Origin of the sequence: Nonomuraea endophytica, from assembly GCF_014203235.1 — a bacterium.
Lineage (GTDB): Bacteria > Actinomycetota > Actinomycetes > Streptosporangiales > Streptosporangiaceae > Nonomuraea > Nonomuraea endophytica.
Genome location: NZ_JACHIN010000007.1, coordinates 570,113 through 592,766, shown reverse-complemented (window position 1 = coordinate 592,766; position 22,654 = coordinate 570,113). Strand labels below are relative to the sequence as shown.

Here is a 22,654-nt window from a genome sequence, read left to right as displayed (position 1 = left end):
GCAACCCCCATGTACAAGGTCGTCGTCAACGACGAGGAGCAGTACTCCATCTGGCCCGCCGCCCGGGACGTCCCGGCCGGCTGGCACGAGGAGGGCACGAGCGGCACCGAGGAGGAGTGCACCGCCCACATCGAGCGGGTGTGGGTGGACATGCGCCCGCGCAGCCTGCGCACCTGAGTCCTTGAGGGAGCGACGATGAACTTCGACAGCCTTTCGCCCGAGAAGCAAGCCCTGCTGCGCAGGCGCCTGCAGGGCCGGGCCGGGGGCGGCGACGGGGGCATCCCGCGCCGCCCGGACGGCGCCGCGCCGCTCTCGCCGGTGCAGCACGCCATGTGGGTCACCAACCAGTTCCTGGACTCGAACGCGGTCTACACCGTCCCCCGGCTGCTGCGGATCCCGGGCGAACTGGATGTCGACGCGCTGCGCCGCGCCCTCGACGCCCTGGTGGAACGGCACGAGATCCTGCGCACCGCCTACCGGGGCACGCCGCCGCTGCAGGAGGTCGCCCCTCCGGCCCCGGCCGCCCTGCGCCTGACGGAGGCGGCCGGCCGGGACGAGGCGCTCGCCCTGGCACTCGCCGAGATCGCCACCCCCTTCGACCTGGCGGCGGGCCCGGTCTTCCGCGCGCTGCTCATCCGCGTCGCCGAGCCCGGTGAGCACCTGCTCGCGCTCACCACGCACCACGTCGCCTCCGACGGCTGGTCGTGCACGCTGATGGTGCGCGAGCTCGACGAGCTGTACGCCGCCGCCGTGGCCGGCCGCACCCCGTCCCTGTCCCCGCTGCCCATCCAGTACGCCGACTACGCCCACTGGCAGGCGCGCCGCGTCGCCGAGCGCGAACCCGCCCAGCTCGCCTACTGGCGCGCCGCGCTGGACGGCGTCCCGCAGGTCCTTGAGCTGCCCACCGACCGGCCCAGGCCGACGACCGAGTCGCACGCCGGCGACGCCGTCGACCTGGAACTCGCCCCCGAGCTGAGCGGCCGGGTCCGCGCCCTGGCCGCCGACCACGGCGTCACCGTGTACACCGTGCTGCTGGCCTGCTACGCGATCGTCCTGAGGCACTACTGCGGCCAGCGCAGGTTCGCGATCGGCTCGGTGCTGTCGGGGCGCAACGCCGCCGAGACCGAGGCGCTGCTCGGCCTGTTCGCCAACGCGGTGGCGCTGCCCATGGACCTGTCGGGTGAACCGGCCTTCACGGAACTGCTGCGCCGTACGCACGAGGTGGTCCTGGGCGCTTTCGACCACCAGGACGTCACCTTCGACCAGGTGGTGGCGGCGGTCAAGGCCACCAGGTCGGCCGCCCGCAACCCCGTCTACCAGGTGCTCTACCAGTGCTTCGAGACCGGCGAGCGGGCCGGGGAGTTGCCCGCGCTGAAGGGCGAGCCGGTCGGCTTCGCCGACCCCACCGCCAAGGTGGACCTGACGCTGATCGCGGTCAACGGCGGTGAAGGCATCGAGCTGTCGCTGAACTACGCCACCGACCTGTTCACCGCCGACACCGCCAGGCGGCTGCTCGGCTACCTGGTGAACGTCGTCGAGCACGTGGTCGCGAATCCCGGCGAGGCCGTCGGGAGCGAGGCGGTCCTGGGGGACACCGAGACGCACCTGCTCACCCGCACCTGGGCCGGGCCCGTCAGAGGGGAACCACCTACCGGGACGGTGGTGAGCCTCGTCCGGGCGCAGGCGGCGGCCTCGCCCGGGGCGACCGCCCTGGTGTGCGGTGAGCAGGTGTTCAGCTACCGCGAGCTGGACGCGGTCACCGACCGGCTGGCGCGCGGGCTGGTGGCCGAGGGCGTGCGGCCGGGGGACGTGGTCGGCTTGGCGCTGCCGCGGGGGGCTGAGCTGGTGCTGTCGGCGCTGGCCGTGATGAAGGCGGGCGCCGCCTATCTGGCGCTGGATCCCGCCTATCCGGCGGCGCGGCTGGCGTACATGCTGGAGGACGTCGGCGCGGCGCTCGTGATCACCGACGACCGCTTCGGCGATCTGGGGGCGGACGAAGGGGAGCTGCCCGAGCCGCGGCCGGGCGATCTGGCCTACGTGGTGTACACCTCGGGGTCGACCGGGCTGCCCAAGGGGACCGACGCCACCCACGCGGCCGTGGTGAACCTGCTGCACGGCGCGCGCGAGTACCTGGGCGCGAGCCCGGACGACCGGTGGCTGCTGCTCGCCTCGATGGGCTTCGACGCCTCGACGCTGGAGCTGTACCTGCCGCTGATCTCCGGGGCGCGCGTGGTCGTGGCGCCGGAGTCGGCGCGGGCCGACGGGGCCGAGCAGTGTCGGGTGATCCGCGAGCACGGCGTCACCCACGTGCAGGCCACCCCGTCCGGCTGGCGGCTGCTCATGGCCGGTGACGTCGGAACCTCCCTGGAGGTGGCGCTCTACACCGCCGAGCCCATGCCCGAGACCCTCGCCGTCGAGATCAGGGCGCGGGCTCGCCGGCTGGTCAACGGCTACGGGCCCACCGAGACCACCGTCCACACCACGTACGCCGACGTGCCCGCCGGCGCGCCGCCCTTCTGCATCGGCCGGCCGATCTCCGGCGCCGCCGTCTACCTGCTCGACGAGCAGTCACGGCCGGTGCCGAGGGGCGCGCTCGGCGAGCTGTGCATCGGCGGGCGCGGCCTCGCGCTCGGCTACCACGGACGTCCCGGGCTGACCGCGCGACGGTTCGTGCCCGACCCGTTCGGCGCGCCCGGTTCGCGCATGTACCGCACCGGCGACCGGGCCAGGTTCCTGCCCGACGGGCGGCTGGAGCTGCAGGGCCGCATCGACAACCAGGTGAAGATCCGCGGCAACCGGGTCGAGCCCGGCGAGATCGAGGCCGTGCTGCTCGCCCACCCCGGCGTCAGGCAGGCTGCCGTCGTGCCGGTCGAGGGGCCGGGCGGGCTGCGGCTGGCCGGGTACGTCGTGCCGTCCGGCACCTCGGCCGGCGCTGTCGAGGTGGCCGAGCTGCGCGAGCACCTGGCCGGGGCGCTGCCCGGGTACATGGTGCCGGCGGCGCTGGCCGTACTGGAGGAGATCCCGCTCACCCCGAGCGGCAAGCTCGACCGCAGGCGGCTGCCCGCGCCCGAGGACGGCGGGCCGGCCGACGCCGAACCCGCCACCGACGCCGAGCGGGCGCTCGCGCGGGTGTGGGCGGACGTGCTCGGCCGCGAGGCCGTCGGCGCGGGCGACAACTTCTTCGACATCGGCGGCGACTCCGTGCTGGCCATCTACGTCGTGGCCGGGGCCCGTGCGGCCGGGCTGGAGATCACCCCGCGCCAGGTGCTGTCCCAGCAGACGTTGCGGGAACTGGCCGCCGTCGCGGTCCCCGCCGCCGCGCAGGAGGACGACGACGCGGCCGCCGAGAGCTACCCGCTCTCCCCGCTGCAGGCCGGGATGGTCTTCCACACGCTGTTCGAGCCCGACAGCACCGACTACATCGTGCAGTTCGTCCACACCATCGACGGCGACCTGGACGTGCCCGCGCTGCGCCGCGCCTGGGAGCACGTCGTCGCGCGCCACCCCATCCTGCGCACCACGTTCGCGTGGGACGGACTGCCCGAACCCATGCAGATCGTCCACCCCTCGGCTCCGGTACGGCTGCGCGAACTCGACTGGACCGGCGTCCCCGCGCCCAAGATCGCCGAGCGCCTGGCCGGGCACCTCGCCGAGGAGCGCGCCCGCGGCGTCGACCTGGAGAACGAGCCCCCGCGCCGCTTCGACCTCATCCGGCTGGCCGACGGCACCCACCGGCTGATCTGGCACGGACACCACGTCCTGCTGGACGGCTGGAGCGTCCGCCTGGTCCTCGACGAGGTCCGCGACGTCTACCGGAGCCTGCGCGAGACGGGCGAACCGCCCGCGCTGCCCGAGCCGATGCCGTTCAGGAAGTACATCGAATGGGTGCGCGGCCACGACCCGGCCGCCGCCGCCGGCTACTGGCAGGCCATGCTCGCCGACGTCACCAGCCCCACCCCGCTGACGATCCTGCCGCCCGTGCGCGGCGACGGCCGCGGCGCGACCAGCCAGGACGTGGCGCTCCTGCACGAGCGGCTGCCCGCCGAGACCACCCGGCGGCTGCGCGAACTGGCCCGCGAGCACCGCATCACGGTCAGCGCGATCGCCCACGCCGCCTGGGGCCTGCTGCTCAGCCGCCACGCCGGCACCCGCGACGTCGTCTTCGGCTCGACCGTCTCGGGACGCTCCGGCGGCCTGCCCGGCGTCGAGCGGACCGTCGGGCTGCTGATCAACACGCTGCCCGTGCGGGTGCGCGTGCCCGAGCGCGCCACGGTCGCCGGCTGGCTGCGCGAGGTCCACGACCAGCTCGTGGAGCACCGCGACCACGAGCACTGCGCGCTGGTCGAGGTGCAGCGGCAGTCGCGGGTGCCCGCGGGCCAGCGGTTGTTCCACACGATCCTCATGTTCGAGAACTTCCCGCACAAGGAGCGCGAGCCCGGCGGCCTGGAGATCGCCGCGGCCCAGACGTGGGAGCAGACCGGCTACCCGCTGGTGCTGAACGTCGGCCTCAACGACGAGCTGCGGCTGCGGCTGGACTACCAGCCCTCCCGGGTCACCGCGGGCGGCGCCGGGCGGCTGCTGGCCCACTACCGGATGCTGCTCGAAGCGCTGGCCGCCCGGCCCGGCGCGGCGCTGGCCGAACTCGCGCCGCTGCCCGCCGAGGAGTGGCACGCCGTGGTCGAGGAGTTCAACGACACCGCGGCGCCGTACCCTCGCGAGCGCTGTCTGCATGAGCTGTTCGAGGACAGCGCCGAGCGCGCGCCCGGCGCGGTCGCGGTCGTCTCCGGCGGGCTCTCCCTCACGTACGGCGAGCTGGACGCGCGGGCCAACCGGCTCGCCCACCACCTTCGCGACCTGGGCGTCGGGCCGGAGACGCTGGTCGGCATCTGCGTCGAGCGCGGCGTGGAGATGGCGGTGGCGGTGCTGGGCGTGCTCAAGGCCGGTGGCGCGTACGTGCCGCTCGACCCCGAGTACCCCTCGGAACGGCTGGCGTTCATGCTGGCCGACACCGCGGCCCCGGTCGTGCTCACGCAGGAACGGCTGACCGGGCGGCTGCCCGAGCACACCGGCCGGGTGGTCGTGCTCGACGGGGAGCAGGACGCGGCGCGCATCGCCGCCCGCGACTCCGGCCGCCCCGAGCGCGTGGCCCGTCCCGGCAACCTGTCGTACGTCATCTACACCTCAGGCTCCACCGGGCGGCCGAAGGGCACGCTCATCAGGCACCAGGGCATCGTCAACTACATCTGGTGGATGGTGAGCGGCTTCCCCCTCGACGACGGCGACAAGGTCCTGCAACTGGCCGGGCTGAGCTTCGACATCTCGGTCTACGAGATGTTCTGGCCCTGGGCCTCCGGGGCGGCGGTCGTGCTGGCCAGGCCGGACGGCTACCGCGACCCGCACTACATCGTCCGGGTCATGACCGAGGAGAACGTCACCGCCGCGCACCTGGTCCCCTCGATGCTGCGGGCCATGCTGCCGCTCGTGGAGGACGGCGGCCTGCCGCTGCGCTGGTTGTTCGCCAGCGCCGAGGCGCTCACCACCGACGTGCTGCGCGAATGGGGCAAACGCTGCCCGGACACGCGCCTGCTCAACCTCTACGGCGCCACCGAGGTGTCCGTGGACTCCACCGTGTGGGTCTGCGACCCCGCCGCCGAGCGGGTCTCGGTGGGCGAGCCGATCGCCAACACCCGCGTGTACGTGCTCGATCCCGACGGCGATCCGGTGCCCGTCGGGGTGGCCGGGGAGGCGTACCTGGCCGGGGACAGCGTGGGCCGCGGCTACCACGGCCGGCCAGGACTGACCGCCAGGCGCTTCGTGCCCGACCCGTTCGGCCCGCCGGGCGGACGCCTCTACCGCACCGGCGACCTGGTGCGCTGGCTGCCCGAAGGGACACTGGAGTTCCTGGGACGGCTCGACCACCAGGTGAAGATCCGCGGCTTCCGGGTCGAGCTGGGCGAGGTCGAAGCCGTGATCGAGACGCACCCGCTGATCGACCAGGCCGTCGTGGTCGCCCGCGAGGAGGAGGGCGCGCCCAAGCGGCTCGTGGCCTACGCGGTCGCCCGCGGCCGCACGCCGACCACCTCGGAACTGCGCGCGCACGTGCAGTCCCGGCTGCCCGACTACATGGTGCCGAGCGCCTTCGTCATGCTCGCCGAGATGCCGCTGAACCCGAACACCAAGGTGGACCGGCAGGCCCTGCCCGCGCCCGACGCCGTCCGCCCCGAACTGGCCTCGGCCTTCGTGGCCCCCCGCACCGAAGTGGAGAAGATCCTCGCCGAAGCGTGGAGCGAGGTCCTGGGCGTGCCCGACGTGGGCGTCCACGACAACTTCTTCGACCTCGGCGGCGACTCGATCCTGTCCATCCAGGTCATGGTCAAGGCCCGCCGCGCCGGGCTCGCCTTGACCCCGCGGCAGATGTTCGCCGACCCGACCATCGCGGAGCTCGCCCACGCCCTGGAGAGCGCCGACGTCCCCGCCGCCGCCCACGCCGAGCAGGGCACGGTCACCGGCGCGGTCCCGCTCACCCCCATCCAGCGCTGGTTCACCGCGCTCGACTGGCCGCACGACCACTACAACCAGACGGTACGGCTGCGCTGGACCGAGACCCCCGACCCCGATCGGCTGCGCGCGGCGCTGGCCCGGCTCACCGCCCACCACGACGCCCTGCGGCTGCGCCTGCGCAGATCGCCGGACGGCTGGACCCAGCACCTCGCCGCGACCGAGGACGCCGACCTCCTCCACCAGGGCCCGGCCCAGGGAAGCGGCCTCGACCTGGAGCACGGCCCGCTCGTCCGCGCCCACCTGGACGGCCGCGAGCTGACCATCACCATCCACCACGTGGCCGTGGACATCGTCTCGTGGGGCATCCTGCTCGACGACCTGGCCACCGCCTACCAAGGGCTGGCACTGCCCCAGAAGACCACCTCCTTCCGGCACTGGGCCGTCAAGCTGGCGGAGCACGCGGAGTCGGCCGAGTTCGCCGCCGAGGCCGCGTACTGGCGGATGCCGCGCCCGCGGCCGGCGCCCTTCCCGGTGGACACCCCCGGCGGCGAGAACGTCGAGTCCTCCACCGCCACGGTGGTCCGCACCCTCGACGCCTCCTACACCCAGGCGCTGCTGCGCTCGGCGCACACCGCCTACCGCACCTCCGTGCACGACCTGCTGGTGACCGCGCTGGCCCAGACCGCCGCCGACCACACCGGCAGCCCCGACGTCCACATCGACCTGGAGGGACACGGGCGCGAGCCGCTCTTCGACGACGTCGACCTGTCCAGGACCGTCGGCTGGTTCACCGCGCTGCACCCGCTGCACGTCCACCTGCCCGACGCCCTCGACACCGGCCGCTGCGTCAAGATCGTCCGCGAGCACCTGCACACCACGCCGCACCACGGCATCGGGCACGGCCTGGCGGGCGAGCACGAGGCCGCGCCGATCAGCTTCAACTACCACGGCCAGGTACGCACCGCCGCCGAGACCGGGCTGTTCACCCGGATCAGGTCGGCGGGCGGCGGCGACCGCGCTCCCGCCGGGCGCCGGCCCCACCTCATCGAGATCAACGGAGCCGTCGTCGACGGCGTCTTCCAGGTCGCCTGGAACTACTCGGCCAACCTCCACCGCGAGGAGACCGTGGGCGCGCTGGCCGACCGCTTCCTGGACCGGCTGGTCGCGCTGCTCATCCCGGCCCAGGGACACACGCCGCACGGCCGCGCGTTCCTGGACCGCTTCTTCCCCGGCATCCCGGCCACGCGGCTGCGCCTGCAGCGCCACCGGGTGCCCGGCGCCGCCGTCGCGCTCGTCGCCGACGGCACGGTGGCCGAGGCGTGGGGCGAGGGTCTCGCCTCGGCCGCCACCGGGGCGCTGGTCAGGCCGGACACCGTCTTCCAGGCGGGCTCGGTGAGCAAGCACGTCACCGCGGTCGGCGTGCTCAGGCTGGCCCAGGACGGCATCGTCGACCTCGACGAGGACGTCAACCGCTACCTGCGCGGCTGGCGGCTGCCGTCCGCCGGCGTGACGCTGCGCGGGCTGCTCGCGCACACCGCCGGGCTCACCCAGGACGAGTTCGGCGGCCCGGGCGCCCGGCTGCCCGACGATCCGGCGCCGAGCCTTCTCGACGTGCTGGACGGCCGGCCGCCCGCGGCCACCGCGCCGATCCGCGCCGAACTGGCCCCAGGCGAGCGGTATCGGTACTCGGGCAACCACTTCGTCGTCGTCGAGCAGGTGCTGTGCGACCTGACCGGCCGGCCGTTCCCCGAGCTCATGCGCGAGCTCGTCTTCGGCCCGCTCGGCATGCTCGACAGCGGCTACGGCACCGCCTTCGCCCGCTCCCTCGGCGAGCGCGCCGCGGTCGGCCACGACCAGGACGGCCGGCCGCTCGACGGCGGCTGGCGGGTCTACCCGAGCGCCACCGGCGGGCTGTGGACCAGCGCCGCCGACCTGGCCAGGGTGGCCGCGGAGATCCAGCGGGCGCACACGGGCACCGGCCGGCTGCTCGACCGGTGGGCCGCCGGCCAGCTGCTCACCCCGGCCGCCGGGGCCGCGTACGGGCTGGGCACCGTCGTCAGGGAGGTCGACGGCATCCGCTGGTTCGGGCACACCGGGGTGGCCGCCGGGTACCGCTGCTATTCGGGCGTCGGCCTCGAATCGGGGGCCGGAGTGGTCCTGATGTCGAACGGAGAATCGGGAACGGACTTCGCCATCGACCTGCTCGTGGAACTCGACGCGGGATTCCACGCCTGGGCGGAACAGTAGTCAGACTTTGCCGGGTGCCACCTGCTGATTTCAGCGGGTGGCACCCGTGCTGTTATGAAGATTAACTCGTATGTTGGCATTTGTGCTGGCCGAAACCCTGCCCCCGAATCGGGGTTCTCCCCAACGTCATATTTCACGCATATAGTGATCTCTGCAGAACAACGGTAACTCGTTGTCAAGTGAGTAGGTGGGCGTTGATCCTCGAGTTTCGGGTGCTTGGGCCGCTCGAAGTATTCGCCGGAACCAAGGTGAATATCGAGGGCCGCCGCCGCCAGATCGTGCTGGTGATGCTGTTACTCGAACCCGGCCGGGTGGTCACCACCGGCCGCCTCGTCGAGGCGCTCTACGGCGAAGAACCCCCGAAGACCGCCGACGCCCAGGTTCAGATCTGCATCTCCCAGCTCCGCGGCTGGTTCGGCAAGTACACCGACGCCGAGATCATCGTCACCCACTCCGCCGGATACCTCATCCGGGTCCCCGAAGACTGCCTCGACCTCACCCGCTTCCGCCGCCACGTCACCCGCGGCCGGGAGGTCGCACGCTCCCAGGACCTCGAAGGAGCGGTCAGCGAGTTCCGCGCCGGCCTGGCCCTGTGGCGGGGCGAGGCGCTGGAAGGCATCAACAGCCGCCGCGTCCAGGCCGCCGCCACCCGCCACAACGAGGAACGCTTCGTCGCGCTCCAGGAGTGCATCGACCTCGAACTACGCCTGCAACGCCACCACGAGCTGCTCGGCGAGCTCAAGGAACTCGTCGCCGTCCACCCGCTGCGCGAAGAGCTCCACATGCAGCTCGCCCTCGCCCTCTACCGCGCCGACCGGCAGGTCGAGGCGCTCGAAGTGCTCAGGAACGTTCAGTACACGCTCGTCGAGGAACACGGGCTCAGCCCCGGCGAAGAACTACGCCAGCTCGAACAGGCCATCCTGTCGCAGGACCCCGCCCTGGCCGCCGCGCCCGTCGCCGAGCCGGCGAAGATCGTGCCCCATCAGCTGCCCGCCGCACCGTCCAACTTCGTCGGCCGCGACGAGGTCATCGCCGACGTGCGCGACCACCTGGTCAACTCGCAGCAGCTGCACCGGGCCGCCGTGGTCATGGTCACCGGGCCGGGCGGGGTGGGCAAGACGGCGCTGGCCGTACACGCCGCCCACAAAGCCCGCGAAGCCTTCCCCGACGGACAGCTCTACGCCCACCTGCGCGACGCCGACGGCCACCCCGTCCCCGCCGAGCAGGTGCTCGAACGCCTGCTGCGCTCCCTCGGCGTCGCCCCCTCCGTGCTCCCGAGCGGCATCGTCGAACTCGGCACCATGTACCGCAGCGTCATGGCCAACCGGCGCGTACTCGTCGTGCTCGACGACGCCGCCAGCGCCCGCCAGATCCTGCCCCTGGTGCCCGCCGAGCCGCGCTGCGCCCTCCTGGTCACCAGCCGCCGCTCCGTCATCGGCCTGCACGGCGCCCACCACGTCGACCTCGACGTCTTCGACGAGGCCACCAGCCTCGAACTGCTCTCCCAGGTCATCGGCCAAGGCCGCGTCATGACCCAGCACGCCGCCGCCAGACGCCTGGCCGAAGCCTGCGGCCACCTGCCCCTCGGCCTCGGCATCGTCGCGGCCAAGCTCTCCATGCGCCAGCACTGGCAGATCGACCAGATGGTACGCAGGCTCGCCGACGAACGCCGCCGCCTCGACGAGCTGATCCTCGGCGACGCCAGCGTCCGGGCCACCATCTCCATCTCCTGCCAGGAACTCGACCCGCCGGCCGCCCGGCTGGTGCTGCTGCTCGGGGCGCTGGACGAGGTCGACTTCGGCGGCTGGATCGCCGGACCGCTCCTCGACATGGACCCCTACGCCGCCACCGACATCCTGGAGACCCTGGTCGAGGAACGCCTGGTCGACCTTGTTGTCCGGGACGACCAGCAGGTCCGGTACCGGCTGCACGACCTCACCAGGACCTACGTGCGTGAGCTGCTGGCTCGGGAGATTCCGGCGCAGGAGCAGGAAGAGGCGCTGCACCGGTTGCTGCGGTGCTGGCTTCACCTGGCCAGCCGGGCGCATCGGCAGGCGTACGGCGGCGACTACACCATCCTGCACTCCGACACCGAGCCGTGGACTCTGCCCGAAGAGCTGGTGGAGAGCTTGATCGCCGATCCGATCGAGTGGTTCCAGATCGAGCTCACCAACCTGGTGTCCAGCGTGCATCAGGCTGCCCGCCTTGGGCTGCATGAGCTTTGCTGGGATCTGGCCGTCACCTCCGTCACGCTTTTCGAGACCCGGTCCTATCGGCAGGCTTGGCGGGAGACGCACGAAGTGGCCTGGGGTGCTGTACGGCGGGCCGGTGACAAGCGGGGCGAAGCTGTCGTCCGGTACTCGCTCAGTGGGCTGGAGCTGGTCGAGCAGCGGCTGGCCGAGGCGCAGCAGAACCTCGAATCGGCCCGCGCCTGGTTCGAGGCCAGCGGGGACGTGCATGGGCGTGGGCTCGTTCTGCGGCACCTGGCCTTCATCGAGCGCACCAAGGGGCAGTACACCGTCGCTCAGGAGTGGTACGAGCAGGCGCTCGAAGACCTGCGGTCTGTTGGTGATCCCGTCGGGGAGGCGCACGTGTTGCGCAACATCGCGCAGATCCACCTGGAGTCGGGGCGGGCGGAGGAGGCCGAGCCGTACCTGCGGGAGTCGCTGGCCATCTGCGTGCGTACCGGGTCGAGCCGGATCGAGGCGCAGGTGCGATTCCGGCTGGGCGAGGCGTTGCTCACGCGAGGGCGGCTGGAGGCGGCGGAGGAGTCGTTCGACGCCGCCCTGCACACGGCGACCAGCATGAACGACTCCATCGGCGAGGCGTTCGCGCTCCTGGGGATCGGACGGGTGCGGCTGGCCCAGGGCGATTTGGCCGGGGCCCGGCCGTTGCTGGGCGACGCCTTGATGGCGGCGTGTTTGGGGGGCAGCCAGCAGTGCGAGGGCCAGTCCTTGCTGGCGTTGGCGGAGTTGGCGCTGGCCCGCGACGAGCCGGAGATGGCTACGGTGCGGCTGGAACGAGCAGAGGCCATCTTCACGGACAGCGAGGCCAAGGTGTGGCGAGCCCGCGTGGACGAACTCCGCAGCAAGTTCTAACGGCAAGGTGCTTCGCGCGTTCTGCCAGGCCCACCCGTTGCCCGGCTAAGTGGTTAGGCAGTTGGACCCCACCCAGGACAAGGGTGCCCCGCTTCGCTCCGCGCGTTTCCGTCGGGCGGAGCCCGACTCCCCGCTTGCGCCAGGGTTCACCCTCATGGCCTCGCCCTGCCCGGGATCGCCAGGTCTCCTTTGGCAGGCGGATCTGCTCAGCAGGCGGAAGCTCACCCGCCAGGCGCGCTCGTCTACCGGGAGATTACCTCGCTGAGCCTCAAGTGGTCTTCAGAGCATGGATGAGTGATTCAAGGAGAGACCGGTCCCGCGGCACGAGCCTCCGGCCGGTCGCTGTGGGTAAGCGCGTGGGCCGGAGGCTCGGGCGATGGTGGGTCGGTGTGGGATGTCAGATCGGGAGGGCGTCGGCGTTGGGGACGACCACGCCGAACAGGTCGCCGATCGTGGTCAGGGCGGCGGTGTGCAGGGTGGTGGCGGGCACCACCGTGTTGTCCGCGCCGGGGAGTGGGCGGGTGGCGCAGGCGTCGGCGACGACCGTGGGGCGGTAGCCCAGGTTGAAGGCTCCTTGTGCGGTGAACGTAACGCACATGTGGGTCATGAAGCCCGCCAGGATGAGGTCGGGGCCTGCGTTCAAGCCGGTCAGGACCTGCTGGAGGTCGGTCTCGTGGAAGGCGTTCGGGAACGTCTTGACCACCACCGGCTCACCGTCGCGCGGTGCTACCCGCGGGTCGATGGCGCCGATCTCGGCTCGGATGTCGTAGGGGGTGCCGGGGCCGCCGTCGTTGACGATGTGGATGATCTTTGTGCCGGCGGTACGGGCGCGTTCGAGGAGGCGGGCTCCTGCGGTTAGGGCCTGGTCGGCGGCGGTGAGGGCCATGACGCCGGTGGTGTAGGTGTTCTGGTAGTCGATCATGATCAGGGTCGCGTCGGTCAGGCGGGCGGGGTCGGTGGGCAGGCCGGAGACCTGGCGGAGGGTGGGCGAAGCGGTGGTGCTCATGATGGCGTTCCTCTCGGGTTGTCTTGCAGGCTTGCGCCTCGGGATTTCTGGGTGGCTTGGTGGGGGCGCGTTCCTGGAGCTTGCTAGGTGTTTTGCTGGATACGCGCCCATGTGGGCTGGGTGTGTGCGCCTCGGGGTTTTGGGCAGGCTTGCGCCGACACGGGTGCGGGCTTGGGTCGTCGCCGCTGGTGAGTGGTGGGTATTTGGGGTGGGTCGGGTTGGCGCCGCCGTACCGCGGAAAAGGGTTTAGGCCACGGTGCGGAAGCGGCGGCGGTAGGAGCCTGGGCCGGTGCCGAGGCGGCGGCGGAAGGCGCGGTGCAGGGTTTCCACGGAGCCGAAGCCGCTTTCGGTCGCCACTCGGGGCAGGGGCAGGTCGGTGGTTTCCAGTAGGCGCCGGGCCGCCTCTACGCGGGCGGCCTCGATGTAGGCGCCGGGAGTGGTGCCGGTACGTTGCCGGAACACGCGGGCGAACTGGCGCTGGCTCAGCCCCATCCGGGCCGCCATTTCGACCGGGGTGAGCTCCTCGGTCAGGTGTTCGGCGATCCATAGGCGCAGGTCGTCGATGTCGCGGCGGCCGGTGGCCGCATGGGCCAGCGGGACGCTGAACTGGCTCTGGCCGCCCTGCCGCTTCAGGTACATGACCAGTTCTCGGGCCACCGCCAGCGCGGTCTCCTCGCCGTGGTCGTCGGCGACGAGCGCGAGGGTCAGGTCGAGGCAGGCGCTGATGCCTGCGCCGGTCCAGACCCGGCTGCTGGAACGTACGAAGATCGGGTCGGGGTCGACGGTGATGTTCGGGTGATCTGCGGCCAGTTGTGCGGCGGTGGACCAGTGGGTGGTGGCTGTGAGGCCTTCCAGTAGTCCGGCCTTCGCCAGGATGTGCGCGCCTACGCACACCGATGCCACGCGCCGGGCTATCGGAGCGGTTTGTCGGACCCATGCCACTACTTCGGGGTCCGTCAGGGCTAGCGGGCCTTGCGGGGTTACGTCTACGGCTCCTGGTACCAGCAGGGTGTCCACACGGTCTCCGACCTCGTCGAACGACAGATCGGCTACCAGCTTCACCCCGGCAGACGTGGTGACGTGGCCGCCTTGGGGTCCCGCCAGCAGCACCTCGTACAGGGCGCGGCCGCTGACCCGGTTGGCCAGGGCGAACACCTCGGCCGGGCCGGTGACGTCGAGCAGGTCGACGTTCGGGAAGAGCGCGATCACAACGCGGTGTGCGGTGGACATGTCCCGATTGTCACCGAATGCACGGAGTGACCGCAACGACAGTTATCTGTCACATACGGACATCCCCCTTGGAAGCCCTTCATGGCCCCAGATCCAAAACGGCCACCGCGCCGACGGCTCAAGAAACACCGGCCTAGGAGCACGGGCACGACGGGCTAAGGGGGCGAGGGGCAGAGGGCCGGGGAAGCCGAGCGGCCGAGGAACAGAGGGAGGTCGAGGGAGGGGAGGGGCGAGGGAGCGGCGGGCTGAGGGGAGGGGCGAGGCGGGACCGGAGAGCCGAGAGGGCTGAGGGGCGAAAACCGAGGTGCGCGGTCCGCGACGAGAGGGGTTGAGGGCGCATGGGACGACGGAATGAGGAGGCCTGGGATGAGGGTGGGAGCCGAGAGGGCGAAGGCGGAGGGTGAAGGCCGAGCGGTGAGAGGAGGCGGGAGCGCGGGGGACGAAGAGGGCGAGGGCGAAGAGGGTGAGAGGGGGGCGGGGGCGAAGGGGTGCGGAGTCGGGCCCTGGAGAGGGCGGGGCTTAGGTGAGGGTGCGCTTGGGATGGTGCGGCGCTGGGAAGCAGAACGCCCCAGAGGTGCCGCTTGAAGTACGCGGCACCTCTGGGGAAGCCCCGGTCCGCATGGCCGGGGAGTGTGTCACAGGCCCTTGCCGAACTCCGCCTTGACGAGGTCGAACATGATGTCCCAGGTCTTCCATTCGGTGTTGGTGTGCAGGGAGATCACGTGGTCGCCGTCGGGGGTGCTGACGGTGGAGATGTAGGAGCCCCACAGGCTGCCGCCCACGCCGCGCAGGACGAGCCCGTTGGTGATCTCCCGGTCGAACTCGAAGACGCCGAGGCCGTAGTGGGTGTACGGCATCCAGTGGCCGCCTTCGGTGGAGATGGTGGTCCACATTTTGCGGTGCTGCTCCGCCGGTAGCAGGGTGCCCGAGGCCAGGGCGCCGATGACGCGGATCATGTCGCCGCTGGTGGAGACGACGTCGCCGGCCGACCAGCCCAGGGAGGTGTTGAACTCGGTGACGTCGAGGGGCGGGGTGCCGGGGTCCTCCATGACTGACTGCCAGTTTTCGGCGGTGACCGTGGAAGGGTCGGTGCCGTCCTTGAAGAACAGGGAGGAGTACGCGCGGGGGTGCGGGGTGGCGTAGCTGGACTCGTTCTGGCGGCGCACGTGGGTGTGGGTCAGGCCGAGCGGCTGGATGACCGTGCGGTTGACCTCGTCGGCGTAGCTGTTGCCGGTGACCTTCTCGATGATGGCGCCGGCGATGTAGAAGCCGCCGTTGGAGTAGGTGAAGGCGGCGCCGGGTTCGAAGACGGGCGGCTGGGAGACCGCGAGCTTCAGCAGGTCCTGCTTGGTCCACTCGTCGAGGCGGTGCTGGGCGAAGCCGGAGCGGGTGGCGTAGCGGTACGTGGCCTCGGGGGCCAGGCCGGTGGCGAACAGGCCGCTGCTGTTGCTGAGCAGGTGCCTGATGGTGATCTTGTTGCCGTCGTAGCCGTTGGTGAGCACGCCGGGCAGGTGCTCCTCGACCGGGTCCTCGATGCTCAGCTTGCCCTCGGCCTCCAGCGCCAGCATGGCGGCGGCGGTGAAGGCCTTGCCGGAGCTGCCGGTGTGCAGGTGTTCGCCGGGTACGCGCTTGGCGCCGGTGGTGAGGTCGGCGACACCGGCCGTGCCGAACCAGGTCTCGTCGCCGTTGCGGATCTCGGCGACGATGCCGGGCGCGCCGTGCTCGGTGACGGCGCGGTCGAGGGCGTTCTGGATCTCGGTGTATGTCATGTCGTTTCCTTGCCTCAGGGATCTTCGCGACACCTCAAAAGTTACGTTGCATACACGAACTCGTCAATCACGATTCCGCGAAATAGAACGCAAAGCTGCAGGTTATAGCTGCATAATCGTTGCGTGAGTGCTGCGAGTTAATGCAACTGTGGTTTGCACTAAGCTAAGTTGAACCTCAATCGCGTGAGCAAGCAGCACGAGGCGTGACGCGCGAGGCGTGAAGCAAGCAGCATGATGCGAGAAGTCAGGAGCAAGGAGCCCGATGCCCGGACAGAGGCTCACCCAGCAGGACCGTCGTCAGATCGCCGCCGGTCTGCGCGACGGCCTGACCTACGCCGCCATAGCCCGCAACCTGGACAGGCCCACCTCGACCATCACCCGCGAGGTCATGCGCAACGGCGGCCCGAACGACTACCGCGCCGACCAGGCCCACCGGGCCAGCAGGCAACCAGTACGCCAGGGCTCCGGCCGATCGGCGTCAGGCAGGGCGGCCGACCTCGGCGCGCGTGATCCGCGGGTCGTGGAGCGGGTGTCCAAGCACCTCACCGAACTGCTCATGCAGAGCGGGCTGCCGCAGATGATGGCCAGGGTGGTCGCCGCGCTGTTCACCACCGACGGGGGCAGCCTCACCTCGGCCGAACTCGTGCGACGCCTGGGCGTCAGCCCCGCCTCGATCTCCAAGGCGGTCGCCTACCTGGAGGAGATGGAGATCATCAAGCGCGAGCGCGACCCCCGTGGCCGCGCCGAGCGCTACGTCATGGACGACGACGTGTGGTACCAGGCCATGCTGGCCAGCGTCCGGATCAACACCCTGATCGCCGAGGCCTCGCGGAGCAGCGCCCAAGCGCTCGGCGTGGACACGCCCGCCGGAACCCGGCTGGACAAACTGGGCCAGTTCCTCATCCTGGTCAGCGACGACCTGCAGCGCTCGGCGGAACACTGGCGGCACATCTACGCGCCAGAGCAGCAGCAGAAGCAATAGCGCCTGGCAATTGGTTGCCAAGCACTTGCCAAAGAGTGTTGGATAAGGAGCATGAGGCTTGGCGTGCAGCTCCGTCCTGAGCACTGCGAACTCGGCGACCTGCGAGCCGCCTGGCGCGCCGCGGACGCCGCGGGGCTCGACTCCATCTGGACCTGGGACCACTTCATCCCCCACCACGGCCGCCCCGACGGCGCCCACTACGAGTGCTGGTCGCTGCTGGCAGCCATGGCCGTGGAGACCCGGAACGCCGCCATCGGCCCCCTCGTCACCTGCACCGCCTACCGCAACCCGCACCTGCTGGCCGACATGGCCCGCACCGTCGACCTGCTGAGCGGTGGCAGGCTGGTGCTCGGGCTCGGCGCGGGCTGGTACGAGCGCGAACATCTCGCCTACGGCTACCCCTTCCCGCCCGCGGCCGAACGCGCCGCCGCCTTCGAGCGCGCCGTCACCGCGGTGCGCGAGCGCCTCGGGCTGCTGGTGCCGCCCGCGAGCGGGTTGCGCCTGCTCATCGGGGGCGCGGGCCCCCGCACGCTGGACGCCGTCGCCCGCCACGCCGACCTCTGGAACTGGTACGGCTGGAGCCACCCCGACCCGGTCACCGAGTTCACCCGCCTCAGCCGCGACCTGGACACCCGATGCGCGGCCGCCGGGCGCGACCCGGGCGCGATCGAGCGGACCGTGATGATCGACGTGGAGCAGGTGCACCTGGCGGCGGAGTTCGAGGCGGCGGGGGTGGAGCATCTGATCGTCTCCTTGGCCGCGCCGTACGATCTGAAGCCTTTGCTGGAGTGAACGGGGCGGGTCATCGACGCGCACCTGCTCGCGGCGCAGGGGCTGCCCGTCGAGTGGGACGCCGTCACGCGCGAAGCGGTGCGGGCGGTCGCGCTGGAAGCGGTGTGGGACGCGGTGCTCGGGGCGCGCCGAACTGGCCGTGGACGACGCGACCTGGACCAGGGCCCGAGGATGGGCGCTGTCGTTCGGAGCGGTTGCGCTCGCCGTGCACGGCGCTGGAGGCCACCGCCGTGCACATGATCGCCCAGGTCAGGGCCGACTGGAAAACCAGGAGTGCCTAGGCGGGGAAGAGCGCGTCCACGTAGGCGTTGCGGAATTTGCCCGACGGGTCGAGCTTGCGGGCCAGCCGCCCGAACTCGGCCGCCCGCTCGTACATCGCGCTGATCTGCCGGGGTCTGGCCGTGGTGAGCTTGCCCCAGTGCGGGCGGGCGCCCAGCGGCATGAGGCGCTCCTCGACCTCGGCCAGGGCGGGCATGACGGCCGCCGCGTCGCGGATCCAGGTGAAGTGCAGGGTGACGGTGTCGCGGCCGTAGGCGGGGCTGAGCCAGAGGTCGTCGCCGCAGACGGTACGCACCTCCGAGACGTGCAGCACGGGCGCCACCAGCGGGCCGATCTCCCTGATCGCCTCGAACGCCTTGCGGGCCGCCTCGCGGGGCAGGTAGTACTCCGACTGCAGTTCCTCGCCCGCGCCGGGCAGGAACTCGGGGCGGAAGTGCGGTAGCCGTTCGTGCCAGGGGCCCGGCACTCCGAGCTGTTCGGTGCAGGACTCGGGCGGCATGCCGGGCACCGGGTGCACCGGTCGTTCGGCTGCGCGGCCGCCGGCCCACCCGCTTTCCGACCAGCCGTCGCCGAAGCCCGCGCCGGACAGCCAGCCGGAGCTCTCCTCGTCGAGGCGGTGCTTGAGCCACACCTCGGCCTTGCCGCCGCGCCAGTCGGTGAACGTGCTGACGCTGTAGGCGGCGCCGTACACCTCGTCGAAACGCTCGGAGACCTCATCGAGCGGCACGTCGAGCCGGACCCGCTGCGCCACGTCGAAGGCGGGCTCGATCTCCAGCGTCAGCCGGGTGACGACGCCGAGCGCGCCGAGTGCGACGACGGCGCCGGGGAAGACGCCGGGGTCGTGCTCGCGGCTCAGCTCGACCAGGTCGCCGTCGGGGCCGACGAGCTGCAGGGCGACGACGGCGGCGGCCAGGCAGCGGCGGCTGTCGCCGGAGCCGTGGGTGCCGGTCGCGCACGATCCGGCGACCGAGATGTGCGGGAGTGAGGCCATGTTGGCCAGTGCGAACCCGGCGCGGTGCAGGTGCTCGGCGACCTCGGCGTAGCGCAGGCCGGCGGCGACGGTGGCGGTCGAGCGCTCGGCGTCGATCTCGACCGTGGGCGGCAGGCCGTCCAGGCGGACCAGGTCGTGGCTGGTGTCGGCGACGAGGCTGAAGGAGTGGCCGCTGCCCAGGGCCCGTACGCGCGGCCCGGCCGCCACCACGCGGCGCAGTTCGTCGAGGGATTCCGGCCGGTGCACGCGGGCCGCGCCGAAGGTGACGTTGCCCGCCCAGTTCGTGATCGGCATGTCGGCTCCTGGTCTAGCGTCGCTCGTCCCCCGCGGGTGCGACGAGCTTGCGGGAGACGCGTTCGGCCTCGCGCACGATGGTGTCCTGGAAGCGCTCGCTCAGCCGCTGGATGGGCGGCAGAATACGGCACTCGTCGACGCTCTTGTCACCGTACGGCAGGGCGAACCCGGCCAGCGGCAGCACGTCGTAGGGAGCCCGCCCGTCGAACAGCGAGCTCAGCTCGGGTGTGTGGGGCACCTGCGCCCGGTCGGCGATCGGCGCGCCGACGACCAGCATGTCGGTGCCGTCGACCAGGCCGCGCACCACGCTCAGCGGGTTGCCGGCCAGCTCGCGCTCGACCGCCGGGTAGACCTCGTCGGCGCCGAGCCAGCCGTAGGCGAGCGCCAGCTCCAGCTCCCTGCGCGGCCATTTGCCCAGGTAGTAGCGGTTGTTGCGCCAGGCGGTCGCGCCGTTGGCCGCGACGTCGCGGTGGTGCGGCAGGTGCAGCCCGTAGATGTCGCGGCCGAGGACGATGGGCGTGCCGGTCCGCGCGACCCGCAGCCCCCACTCCTGGTCCTCGGGCCCCCAGCCGTGGAAGCCCTGGTCGAAGGTGAGGTCGTGCCGCCTGATGGTCGCGGCGGGCAGCGCCACGAGCCCGGTGCGGGTGAAGGCCCAGGGGAAACGGGCGAAGGCGGGCGCGTACGCGTCGGTCCAGCGCGGGTCCGCCCTCAGCTCGGGTCCGGCCTCCAAATCGGCGAGCACCTGCCGATAGTGGCTGTACGGCAGCGCCTCCGCTTCGGCCACGTCGCTCTCGACGACCTCGTCGTAGCCCAGCGTCTGGCCCAGGACGCAGACGTTCTGCCCGTGCTGGAAGTAGTGGTCGTAGAGGCGGTCGAGCAGGCCGGGCGGCAGCGCCATGTCCGCGTCGAGGAACACCACGACCTGCCCGCGGGCCAGCGGCAGCGGCAGGTTCCTGGCGCGGCCGGTGTTCCAGTCCTCGCCGGTCATGACCGTGCGAATGCCGAGGGTGGGGAAGTCCCGGCAGGCCGCCACGTACTCCGGTTCGTACTCCATCGCCCCGACGAGGACCTCGAACCGCGAGGGGTCCATGGTCTGCTCCGCGAGCGCGGCGAACGTGCCGCGGATGGTGTGCAGGCGCCGCTTGTACGGGATCACGATGCTGACCTTCATGCCCCCAGATTGACACGGGTTTGCATTGGAAGGCAATAAAGTGCCAAGCTGTGTGTCATTCTTGGCAACCCACGATGCGGGAGCGGCCTTGATCGAGACGACGCGGGCCACCGGCCTTCTTCCTGACCGCCGCGCACCCTGGATGGCCGCGGTCCCCTTCCTCGTCACCGGGATGGTCCTCGCGAGCTACTTCGTGCGCATCCCGTCCATGAAGCTCCAGTTCGGGCTCTCCGACGGGCAGCTCGGCCTGCTGTTCACGCTGCCGATCCTGTCGGCGCTGGTCGCGATGCAGCTCACCGGCCGCCTCGTCGCCCGCCACGGCAGCGCGCCGGTCGTACGCGCCGCCGTGATCGCGCTGCCCCTGCTGCTGCCCTGCTACGCCCTCGCCGGCGACCTCGTCTGGTTCGGCGTGGTGCTGGTGCTGTTCGGCGCGGTCGACGGGGTGATCGACGTGTCGATGAACGCCCACGCCATCACCGTCGAACGCACGCTCAAGCGGCACGTCATGAACAGCTGCCACGCCGCCTGGAGCATCGGCGCCGCGATCGGCTCCGTGCTCGGCGGGCTCTCGCTCAAGGCCGGGCTCACGATGGGCCAGCACTTCACGCTGGTGGCCGTGGCCATGGTGGCGCTGGCCGTACCGGCTGGGCGGGGCATGCTTTCCGGGCGCGCCGACAGGACGGGCGCCCGCGCGCCCGAGGAGCGGGCGCGCGGCGGCTGGACCGCGCGGGTGCTCGTGTTCGGCCTCACCGGGACGGTCGTGCTCGTGGTCTCCGGCGCGGTCGGCAACTGGAGCGGCATCTTCCTGCACGAGCACCTCGGCGCCACGCTGGCCGCCGCCTCGCTCGGCTACGTCGGCTTCAGCGTCTGCGAGGCGGGCGGGCGCCTGGTCGGCGACCGCCTGCACGAGAGGTACGGCCCCGCCCGCCTGGTCCGCTGGAGCGGCGTCATCGCGGTGGCCGGGTTCGCGCTCGCGGTGGCCGCACCGGTGGCGTGGCTGTCGATCGCCGGGTTCGCCCTGGTCGGGCTGGGATTGTCGGTGCTCGTGCCGATCATCTTCAGCTCGATCGGGCACGGCGCCGACAATCCCGCGTCCGCCCTGGCCAAGGTCAACACGCTCACCTACAGCGGGCTGCTGATCGGGCCGGTGCTGGTCGGCTGGTTCGCCGACGCCGCCGGGCTGACCACCACGCTCGCGGGACTGGTCGCGCTGACCGCCGTCACACTGGCCATCGGCCTGCGGCGCATCTGAGCGAGGCGGCTACCTGGTCACTCGCTGAAGCTCGTCCACCAGCACGAACCGGTAGCCGCGATCCAGCAGCCCCTCGATCATCGGCGCCAGTGAGCCGACCGTCTGCGAGCGGTCGCCGCCGCCGTCGTGCAGCAGGATGATCGAGCCCGGCCGCACCTGGCCGAGCACGATCTCGGCGATCTCCCGCGCGCCGGGCATCGCCCAGTCGAACGGCTCCACGTCCCACAACACCACCGTCGTGCCAAGCTCGCGCAGCCAGCCCATCACCTCGGCGTTGCGCGAGCCGTACGGCGGGCGGAACAACACCGGCGCCCGCCCGCCGCCCGCTCCCGCGATGGCCGCCCCGGTCCGCTCGATCTGCTCGGCCAGCTGCGCCCGCGACAGTTCGGGCAGGAACGGGTGCGACCAGGTGTGGTTGCCCACCGCGTGCCCCTGCTCCCGCATCCTGGCGATCTCCTCCGCATGGGCCCCGGCGTTCAGGCCGACGCAGAAGAAGGTGGCGCGCACGCCGTACCTCTCCAGGACGTCGAGAACCTGTCCCGTGTACGGCGGCTGCGGCCCGTCGTCGAAGGTCAGCGCGACCTCGCGGCGTTCACGCGGCCCATGGCTCAGGCAGCGACCGGCGGCGGCGAGCGCGGCCAGGGCGGCGGCCCCGTCGGCGATGCCCGCCTCAAGGTCGCCCTCGCGCCCGGTTTGTGTGCCGCGGCCGGGATCCAGCCTGGTCAGCGCGGCCAGGTCGCGGTAGGCGGCGCGGGCCAGCCGCCCCGCGGGCACCGAGCCGAACGCCGGCCGGCCGGGCACGATCTGCGGATCGGCGCGGTAGACGTCGAGACCGGCGCTCATCATCCGGCCGTCCAGGATGCCGATCGTGCTCTCCACGACCGTGACGAGCCCGTCCCCGAGGCTGGTCAGGTGGCCGATCAAGCTCTCCATCTGCCCGGCGCCGAACCTGGCCGGCGGCAGCGCGGCCCGCCCGTCGACGTCCAGGACCTCGACCTCGTAGCCGTCGGCGCCCCACGAGACTCCCGAATACAACATGACC

At 71.7% G+C, this 22,654-nt stretch carries 12 protein-coding genes; 6 read left to right on the top strand and 6 right to left on the bottom strand.

Going from position 1 to position 22,654, the window contains the following annotated elements; genetic code table 11:
- Nucleotides 1–9: 9 nt before the first annotated feature.
- The 3 genes from HNR40_RS27785 (at nucleotide 10) to HNR40_RS27775 (ending at nucleotide 11,846) form a co-directional block, all read left to right on the top strand.
- Nucleotides 10–177 (top strand): MbtH family protein, encoded by a 168-nt coding sequence (locus HNR40_RS27785; protein ID WP_184966286.1) that lies wholly within the window; start codon nucleotides 10–12, stop codon nucleotides 175–177.
- An 18-nt stretch (nucleotides 178–195) separates the two neighbouring features.
- Nucleotides 196–8,748 carry a non-ribosomal peptide synthetase gene (locus tag HNR40_RS27780; protein ID WP_184966284.1) on the top strand — a complete coding sequence of 2,851 codons (8,553 nt, stop codon included), beginning with the start codon at nucleotides 196–198 and terminating at the stop codon, nucleotides 8,746–8,748.
- Between the two features lie 194 nt (nucleotides 8,749–8,942).
- Complete coding sequence (locus HNR40_RS27775; protein WP_184966282.1) at nucleotides 8,943–11,846, top strand: AfsR/SARP family transcriptional regulator; 2,904 nt, start codon at nucleotides 8,943–8,945, stop codon at nucleotides 11,844–11,846.
- A gap of 397 nt (nucleotides 11,847–12,243) precedes the next feature.
- Here the strand turns inward: HNR40_RS27775 and HNR40_RS27770 are convergent, their stop codons facing one another.
- The 3 genes from HNR40_RS27770 to HNR40_RS27760 form a co-directional block, all read right to left on the bottom strand.
- A complete protein-coding gene (locus tag HNR40_RS27770; RefSeq protein ID WP_184966280.1) occupies nucleotides 12,244–12,852 on the bottom strand; it encodes a cysteine hydrolase family protein in 609 nt (202 codons plus the stop codon).
- Nucleotides 12,853–13,098: 246 nt separating this feature from the next.
- The gene (locus HNR40_RS27765; protein WP_184966278.1) at nucleotides 13,099–14,082 is read right to left on the bottom strand and encodes a GlxA family transcriptional regulator; all 984 of its coding nucleotides are present in this window, start codon (nucleotides 14,080–14,082) and stop codon (nucleotides 13,099–13,101) included.
- Nucleotides 14,083–14,717: 635 nt separating this feature from the next.
- The gene (locus tag HNR40_RS27760; RefSeq protein ID WP_184966276.1) at nucleotides 14,718–15,851 is read right to left on the bottom strand and encodes a serine hydrolase domain-containing protein; all 1,134 of its coding nucleotides are present in this window, start codon (nucleotides 15,849–15,851) and stop codon (nucleotides 14,718–14,720) included.
- Nucleotides 15,852–16,113: 262 nt separating this feature from the next.
- On the opposite strand from HNR40_RS27760, the gene HNR40_RS27755 reads away from it, so the two are divergent.
- Nucleotides 16,114–16,833, top strand: coding sequence for a GbsR/MarR family transcriptional regulator (locus tag HNR40_RS27755; RefSeq protein ID WP_184966274.1), 720 nt, complete (start codon nucleotides 16,114–16,116; stop codon nucleotides 16,831–16,833).
- Between the two features lie 51 nt (nucleotides 16,834–16,884).
- Nucleotides 16,885–17,625 carry an LLM class F420-dependent oxidoreductase gene (locus HNR40_RS27750; RefSeq protein WP_184966272.1) on the top strand — a complete coding sequence of 247 codons (741 nt, stop codon included), beginning with the start codon at nucleotides 16,885–16,887 and terminating at the stop codon, nucleotides 17,623–17,625.
- A gap of 277 nt (nucleotides 17,626–17,902) precedes the next feature.
- Here the strand turns inward: HNR40_RS27750 and HNR40_RS27745 are convergent, their stop codons facing one another.
- Nucleotides 17,903–19,189: a D-arabinono-1,4-lactone oxidase gene (locus HNR40_RS27745; protein WP_184966270.1), complete on the bottom strand. Its 1,287-nt coding sequence runs from the start codon at nucleotides 19,187–19,189 to the stop codon at nucleotides 17,903–17,905.
- A 13-nt stretch (nucleotides 19,190–19,202) separates the two neighbouring features.
- A complete protein-coding gene (locus tag HNR40_RS27740) occupies nucleotides 19,203–20,360 on the bottom strand; it encodes a glycosyltransferase (protein ID WP_184966268.1) in 1,158 nt (385 codons plus the stop codon).
- An 88-nt stretch (nucleotides 20,361–20,448) separates the two neighbouring features.
- On the opposite strand from HNR40_RS27740, the gene HNR40_RS27735 reads away from it, so the two are divergent.
- Nucleotides 20,449–21,612, top strand: a complete 1,164-nt coding sequence (locus tag HNR40_RS27735; protein ID WP_184966266.1) for an MFS transporter — start codon at nucleotides 20,449–20,451, stop codon at nucleotides 21,610–21,612.
- Nucleotides 21,613–21,621: 9 nt separating this feature from the next.
- On the opposite strand, the gene HNR40_RS27730 is transcribed toward HNR40_RS27735, so the two are convergent.
- Nucleotides 21,622–22,650, bottom strand: coding sequence for a polysaccharide deacetylase family protein (locus HNR40_RS27730; protein ID WP_184966264.1), 1,029 nt, complete (start codon nucleotides 22,648–22,650; stop codon nucleotides 21,622–21,624).
- Nucleotides 22,651–22,654: the final 4 nt, after the last annotated feature.

What these genes read in the sequence shown, in the direction of transcription:
- HNR40_RS27785 (WP_184966286.1), top strand. Translation starts at nt 10, where the DNA reads ATGTACAAGGTCGTCGTCAACGACGAGGAGCAGTACTCCATCTGGCCC.
- HNR40_RS27780 (WP_184966284.1), top strand. Translation starts at nt 196, where the DNA reads ATGAACTTCGACAGCCTTTCGCCCGAGAAGCAAGCCCTGCTGCGCAGG.
- HNR40_RS27770 (WP_184966280.1), bottom strand. Translation starts at nt 12,852, where the DNA reads ATGAGCACCACCGCTTCGCCCACCCTCCGCCAGGTCTCCGGCCTGCCC.
- HNR40_RS27765 (WP_184966278.1), bottom strand. Translation starts at nt 14,082, where the DNA reads ATGTCCACCGCACACCGCGTTGTGATCGCGCTCTTCCCGAACGTCGAC.
- HNR40_RS27760 (WP_184966276.1), bottom strand. Translation starts at nt 15,851, where the DNA reads ATGACATACACCGAGATCCAGAACGCCCTCGACCGCGCCGTCACCGAG.
- HNR40_RS27755 (WP_184966274.1), top strand. Translation starts at nt 16,114, where the DNA reads ATGCCCGGACAGAGGCTCACCCAGCAGGACCGTCGTCAGATCGCCGCC.
- HNR40_RS27750 (WP_184966272.1), top strand. Translation starts at nt 16,885, where the DNA reads ATGAGGCTTGGCGTGCAGCTCCGTCCTGAGCACTGCGAACTCGGCGAC.
- HNR40_RS27745 (WP_184966270.1), bottom strand. Translation starts at nt 19,189, where the DNA reads ATGCCGATCACGAACTGGGCGGGCAACGTCACCTTCGGCGCGGCCCGC.
- HNR40_RS27740 (WP_184966268.1), bottom strand. Translation starts at nt 20,360, where the DNA reads ATGAAGGTCAGCATCGTGATCCCGTACAAGCGGCGCCTGCACACCATC.
- HNR40_RS27730 (WP_184966264.1), bottom strand. Translation starts at nt 22,650, where the DNA reads ATGTTGTATTCGGGAGTCTCGTGGGGCGCCGACGGCTACGAGGTCGAG.